This window comes from Streptomyces sp. NPDC004667 (assembly GCF_040609475.1).
Lineage (GTDB): Bacteria > Actinomycetota > Actinomycetes > Streptomycetales > Streptomycetaceae > Streptomyces.
Window position 1 is genome coordinate 1 of sequence record NZ_JBEXKC010000167.1, and the last position, 7314, is coordinate 7314.

Genomic DNA, 7314 nt, shown 5'->3' on the forward strand with positions numbered 1-7314 from the left:
TGCGAGTGCAAAGGCAGCTCCCAGGTGTCCACGGCGTAGTGCGGTCGCATGCCGTGCGCTTCGTACAGCCCGAGTGCGCCGGTTTCGTTGGCGGTCCTCGACGTGGACGAACTCCTCGTCCGCACCGTCTCCGAAGAACAGCTCGCCGCCGCCGCGGGCCCCGCGGGCGCCCTGCGGAGCGGATCCCTCCACGAGGTGACCTGGCCGCGGCAGCACACCGCCGCGGCCCCGCCCGGACGCCGCATCGCCGTCGTCGGCGAGGACCACGCCAAGGTCCTCGCCGCCCTGGAGATCACCGGCGGCCACGGCGACTGGTACCCCGACCTGGCCGCGCTGTTCGCCGACACCGACGCCGCCACCCCCGACAGCGTCGTCGTCTCCTTCCCCCAGCACCCCCGCCCCGAGGCCGCGACCGCCCACGCCGTCACCCACCGGACCCTCGACCTCGCCCGGACCTGGCTGGACGCCCCCGAACGGTACGCGCACACCGCCCTCACCGTCGTCACCCGCGGAGCCGTCGCCACCGCCCCCGACGAGCACGTCACCGACCCGGCCACCGCCACCCTGTGGGGCCTGATCCGCTCCGCCCAGTCCGAGGAACCCGGCCGCTTCGCCCTCCTCGACCTGGACCCGGCCGCCGTCGACGGCACCGCCCTGACCGCCGCCCTGGCCGACGCCGAACCCCAGCTCGCCGTCCGCGGCGCCGCCGTCCGAGCACCCCGGCTGGCCCGCGCCGGCACCACCGACCCCCGTACGGACCTCCTCGTACCGGACGCCGGCACCACCGCCTGGCGGCTCGCCACCGACGGCGGCGGCACCCTCGAAGGCCTGCGCCTCGCCCCCGCCCCCGACACCCTGGCCCCCCTGGAGGAAGGCCAGGTACGGATCTCCGTACGGGCCGCCGGCATCAACTTCCGCGACACCCTCATCGCGCTGGGCATGTACCCCGGCGAAGCGGCCGTCATGGGAGCGGAGGGCGCCGGCGTCGTCACCGAGGTCGGACCCGGCGTGAGCACCCTCACCCCCGGAGACCGCGTCCTCGGCATGTGGACCGGCGGATTCGGCCCCTACGCCGTCGCCGACCACCGCATGGTCGCCCCGGTCCCGGCCGGCTGGACCTACGCCGAAGCCGCCTCCGTCCCCGCCGTGTTCCTCACCGCCCACTACGCGCTGACCCGCCTGGCCCGGGCCACCCCCGGCCAGTCCCTGCTCGTCCACGCGGCCGCCGGCGGCGTCGGCATGGCCGCCCTGCAACTGGCCCGCCACCTCGGCCTCACGGTCCACGCCACCGCGAGCACCGGAAAGTGGGACACCCTGCGCGGCCTCGGCCTCACCGACGACGCCATCGCCGACTCCCGCACCACCGGCTTCGCCGACGCCTTCCTCGCCCGCACCGCGGGCCGCGGCGTCGACATCGTCCTCAACTCCCTCGCCGGGGAATTCGTCGACGCCTCCCTGCGCCTCCTGCCCCGCGGCGGCCACTTCCTCGAACTGGGCAAGGCCGACGTCCGCGACCCGCAGACCATCGCCACCGCCCACCCCGGCACCCACTACCAGGCCTTCGACCTCGTCCAGGCCGGCCCCGAAACGGTCGGGGAGATGCTCCGCGAACTCCTCGCCCTGTTCGAGGCGGGCGTGCTGCGGCCCCTGCCGCTGACCGTCCACGAGGTCCGCCACGCCCGCGAGGCGTTCCGCACCCTCAGCCAGGCCCGCCACACCGGAAAGCTCGTCCTGACCATGCCGCCCGCCTTCGGGCCCCACGGCACGGTCCTCGTCACCGGGGGCACCGGCACCCTCGGCAGCGCCGTCGCCCGCCACCTCGTCACCGCACACGGCGTACGCCACCTCGTCCTCGCCGGCCGCCAGGGCCCCGAAGCCGAAGGCGCCGCCGAACTCGCCGACGAACTCGCCCAGCTCGGCGCCCGCGTCACCGTACGGGCCTGCGACGCGGCCGACCGCGACCAGCTCGCCGCGCTGCTCGCCGCCGTCCCCGCCGCCCACCCGCTGACCGCGGTCGTCCACACCGCCGGCGTCCTCTCCGACGCCACCCTGGCCACCCTCACCCCCGAAACCCTCGACACCGTCCTGCGTCCCAAGGTCGACGCCGTACTCCACCTGCACGACCTCACCAAGGACCTCGACCTGTCGGCGTTCGTCCTCTACTCCTCCTCGTCCGCGCTGTTCGGCAGCCCCGGCCAGGGCGGCTACGCGGCGGCCAACGCCTTCCTCGACGCGTTCGCCGACCACCGCCGCTCCCTGGGACTGCCCGGCGTCTCCCTCGCCTGGGGCCTGTGGGCCGGCAACAGCCGCATGGCCGGCCACCTCGACCAGAGCGGCATGCACCGCCGTCTCGCCCGGGGCGGCGTCCTGCCCCTCACCGACGCCGAGGGACTCGCGCTCTTCGACGCCGCCCAGACCCTCGACACCCCCCTCCAGGTCCCGATCCGCCTCAACCCGGCAGCCCTGCGCGCCGCCGGACCCGTCCCCCCGTTCCTCAGCACCCTCGTCGGCGCGACCGACGCCCCCGGCGGCCCCCGGCAGACCGGCGGTCCCACCGGCACCCTCGCCGACCGCCTGCCCGGCGTGCCCGCCGAGGAACAGGAGGAACTGCTCCTGGACGCCGTACGCGCCCACGCCGCGGCCGTCCTCGGCCACGGCGGCCCCGAGGGCATCACCGTCGACCGCGCCTTCAAGGAACTCGGCTTCGACTCCCTCACCGCCGTCGAGATGCGCAACCGGCTCGCCGCCGACACCGGACTGCGGCTGGCCGCGACCCTGGTCTTCGACCACCCCACCCCGGTGGCCCTCGCCGCACACCTGCACCGCGCCCTCGCCCCGCGGGACGACACCGCGGCCACCCCGGCCGCCGACGCCCGCGGCACCTCCGTCATGGCGGAACTCGACCGCCTGGAGGCCCTCTTCGGATCCCTGTCCGGCCAGACCGCGCACGGCGCCGCGGGCCCCGACGAAGCCGCCCACAAGGAGATCGCCAACCGGCTCGCGGCCCTCACCGGCCTGTGGAACGGCATCGGCGGCACGAACGGCACGAACGGCACGAACGGCACCACCGGGGGCACCGGGCCCTCGGACCCCGGCGGATCCGTCGCCGTGTCCCTGGAGGACGCCGACGACGACGAGATCTTCGCATTCATCGACGAGCGGTTCTGAACCGCACAGCACGTGACGGGTGACGAGACATGGCGAACGAAGACAAGCTCCGCGAATACCTGAAGCGGGCCACGACCGAACTGCACCGCACCAGCGAACGCCTCAAGGACCTGGAATCCCAGGCCCACGAGCCGATCGCGATCGTCGGCATGGCCTGCCGCTTCCCCGGCGGCGTCGACAGCCCCGAGGCCCTGTGGCAGCTGGTCTCCTCCGGCACCGACGCGGTCTCCCCCTTCCCGGGCGACCGCGGCTGGGACGTCGAGGGCCTCTACGACCCCGACCCCGACGCGGCCGGCCGCTCCTACTGCCGCGAAGGCGGATTCCTGGACGCGGCGGGCGCCTTCGACCCCGCCTTCTTCGGCATCTCCCCGCGCGAGGCGGTGGCCATGGACCCCCAGCAGCGGCTGCTGCTGGAAACCTCCTGGGAGGCCCTCGAACGGGCCGGAGTCGACCCCCGGTCCCTGCACGGCAGCCGCACCGGCGTGTTCGTCGGCGCCTGGGACGGCGGCTACACCTCCGGCGTCCACGCACCGTCCGCCCAGCTCGAAGGCGACCTGCTCACCGGCAGCGTCGTCAGCTTCACCTCCGGCCGCATCGCCTACACCCTCGGCCTGGAAGGCCCCGCGGTGACCGTCGACACGGCCTGCTCGTCCTCCCTGGTCGCCCTGCACCAGGCCGCCCAGTCCCTGCGCCGCGGCGAGTGCGACCTCGCCCTGGCGGGCGGCGTCACCGTCATGTCGACACCCGCCGTCTTCGTCCAGTTCTCCCGCCAGCGCGGTGTGGCCACCGACGGCCGCTGCAAGGCCTTCTCGGACTCCGCGGACGGCTTCGGCCCCGGGGAGGGAGCCGGGATCCTGCTCGTCGAACGGCTCTCCGACGCCGTGCGCAAGGGACACCGCGTCCTGGCCGTCCTGCGCGGCTCCGCCGTCAACCAGGACGGCGCCAGCAACGGCCTCACCGCGCCCAGCGGCGCCGCCCAGCAGCGCGTCATCCGCCAGGCGCTCGCCGACGCCCAGATCACCGCCGCCGACGTCGACGCGGTCGAAGCCCACGGCACCGGCACGAAGCTGGGCGACCCGATCGAGGCCCAGGCCCTCATGGACACCTACGGCAGCGCCCGAGGGGGCGAACACCCTTTGTGGCTGGGGTCGTTGAAGTCGAACATCGGGCATGCGCAGGCGGCTGCGGGTGTGGGTGGTGTCATCAAGATGGTGATGGCGCTGGAGCACGGTGTGCTGCCGCGGACCTTGCACGTGGGTGTTGCGTCTTCGGAGGTGGATTGGGAGGCGGGTGCGGTTGAGCTGCTGGCCGAGGAGCGTGTGTGGCCCGAGGTGGGGCGTGTGCGGCGTGCGGGGGTGTCGTCGTTCGGTGTGAGTGGGACGAACGCGCACGTGATCCTGGAGCAGGCTCCGTCGGTGACGGAGGACGTGCCCGAGGGGACGCGTGAGCTGCCGGTCGTTCCGCTGGTGGTGACCGCCCGGTCCGAAGCCGCCCTGCACGCCCAGGCCGAACGCCTGCGCAACCACATGGATCGGGAGCCCGCACCGCGTCCGCTGGACGTGGCGCGAAGCCTGGTCACGGGCCGTTCGATGCTGGAACACCGCCGGGTGGTCCTCGGCGGCACCACCATCCAGGGCGTGAACGGCGAGACCGGCCGTCGGGTGCTGGTGTTTCCGGGGCAGGGGACGCAGTGGGTGGGGATGGGTGCGGAGCTGTTCGCTTCCTCACCCGTTTTCGCGGGGCGGCTGCGGGAGTGTGCTGATGCTCTGGCGCCGTTCGTGGACTTCGACGTGGTCCAGGTGGTGCGGGAGGGGCGTTCGCTGGAGCGGGTGGACGTGGTCCAGCCCGTGACGTGGGCGGTGATGGTTTCTCTCGCCGAACTGTGGCGTTCCCTCGGACTGGTGCCGGACGCCGTCGTCGGGCATTCGCAGGGCGAGATTGCCGCTGCTGCCGTGTCGGGTGCGTTGTCTCTCGGGGATGCGGCGCGGGTGGTGGCGCTGCGCGCGCAGGTGATCGGGCGTGAGTTGGCCGGTCTGGGTGGCATGGCGTCGATTCCGCTGCCCCTGACGGCAGTTGAGGCGCGGCTCGAAGCCTGGACGGGTCGGTTGGGTGTGGCTGCGGTGAACGGGCCGTCGAGCACCGTCGTGGCGGGGGATGCGGATGCGGTGGCCGCGTTCGTCGCGGAGGCCGTGGAGGAAGGCATCCGGGCCCGTCAGGTGCCCGTCGACTACGCCTCGCACTCCGCGCACGTCGAGCGGATCGAGGCCGAGCTGCTGGAGGTGCTCGGGCCGATTGCCCCGCGTAAGGCGGAGATCCCGTTCTACTCGACCGTGACCGGGGGCCTCCTCACGGAGACCCTCCTCGATGCCGGGTACTGGTACCGCAACCTGCGCCATCCCGTCCGTTTCGAGGACACCGTCAAGGTCCTCCTCGACAACGGCTTCGCCACCTTCGTCGAGTCCAGCGCGCACCCCGTCCTCACCATGGGCATCCAGGAGACCGCAGAGGCCCTCGGCGTTCACACCGTCACCACCACCGGCTCGCTGCGCCGTGACGAAGGCGGACTGCAGCGCTTCCTGACGTGCGCCGCCGAGCTCTTCGTACGCGGCACCGACATCGACTGGGCGCAGCTCTTCGCAGGCACCGGCGCCCGCCCCGTCGACCTGCCCACCTACGCCTTCCAGCGCACCCACCACTGGCTGCCCGCGGCCCCCGCCCCCGCCGCCCGCGCCGGCGCCGACGGGCCGGAGTCCCTCGGCTACCGCGTCGGCTGGCACAGCCTGCGGGGTGACGACACCGCCGCCCGGCTGGCCGGTCGCTGGCTGGTCGTCCTGCCCGACTCCCCGGCCGGCTCCGCCCGCGCGGAATCCGCCCGGCAGGCCCTCACCGGACTCGGGGCGGCCGTCGAGACCCTCGCCATCGATCCCGTCCACGCCGACCGCTCCCTCCTGCGGGCCCACCTCGCCGAGGCCGCCGCCCGCCCCGACGCCGAGCCGCTCACCGGAGTCCTGTCGCTGCTCTCCCTCACCCCCGGCGAGCACCCCGGCCACCCGGGCGTCCCCCTCGGCCTCACCGCCACCCTCACCCTGGCGCAGGCCGCCGCGGACGCCGGGACCGAGGCCCGGCTGTGGGCCGTGACCACCGGCGCGGTCGCCGTGTCGCCCGCCGAGTCCCCCTCGCCCGTACAGGCCCAGACCTGGGGTCTGGGGCGGGTCGCCGCGCTGGAACTGCCCTCCCAGTGGGGCGGTCTCGTCGACCTGCCCGCCGAGCCCGACGCCCGCTCCTTCCGGCGGCTGGCCGCCTTCCTCGCCGCGCCCGGAGCGGAGGACCAGGTCGCCGTACGCGGGTCCGGCACCTACGGGCGCCGGCTCCTCCCGGCCGCCCTCCCGGCCACCCCCGGCCGCACCCCGCAGGCACCCGCCGGGCACGGCACGGTCCTGCTCGTCGGCGACACCGTTCCCGTCGCCGGAGCCCTCGCCCGCCGGCTGCTCGCCGACGGCGCCGGGCACGTCGTCCTCGCGGGACCCGCCGCGACCCTGCCCGACCCCTCCGGCGAGGACTTCGCAGGCCTCGCCGACCGCACCACCCTCGCCGCGTGCGACCTCGCCGACGACGCCGCGCTGCGCTCCCTCCTCACCCGGTACACGCCCTCCGCCGTGTACGTCGCCCCGCCGGCCGCCGCGCTCACCGGCCTCGGGGACACCACCCTGGAGGGCTTCGCGGCGGCCGTCACCGCCAAGAGCGGCCTCGCGGGCCGCCTCGACGCCCTGCTCGGCACGCTCCCCGACGGCGCCGCGCCGGACACCCTCGTCCTGTTCTCCTCCGTCGCCGGCGTCTGGGGCGGCGCCGGACAGGGCGGCTACGCGGCCGGCACCGCCTACCTCGACGCCCTCGCCGAACAGCGCCGCCACCGCGGGCTCCCCGCCACCTCGGTGGCCTGGACCCCGTGGCGCGACGCCCTCACCGGACCCGCCGCCGAGCAGCTGCTCCGCGCGGGCCTGACCCTCCTGGAGCCCGAGCGGGCCCTCGACGCGCTCGGCACGCTCGTCGCGCGCGGCGAGAGCGGCACCGTCGTCGCCGACGTCGACTGGGAACGCTTCGCGCCCGCCTACACCGCCGCCCGTCCCGGCACCCTCCTCGACGAAC

2 protein-coding genes are annotated in these 7314 nt (G+C 74.9%); both read left to right on the forward strand.

Annotation, left to right across the window (positions count from 1 at the left end):
* Positions 1-195 precede the first annotated feature (195 nt).
* Complete coding sequence (locus ABZW32_RS38260; RefSeq protein WP_356225315.1) at positions 196-3168, forward strand: SDR family NAD(P)-dependent oxidoreductase; 2973 nt, start codon at positions 196-198, stop codon at positions 3166-3168.
* A gap of 29 nt (positions 3169-3197) precedes the next feature.
* Positions 3198-7314 (forward strand): type I polyketide synthase (locus ABZW32_RS38265; RefSeq protein ID WP_356225313.1); only part of this gene is annotated, 4117 nt, incomplete at its 3' end.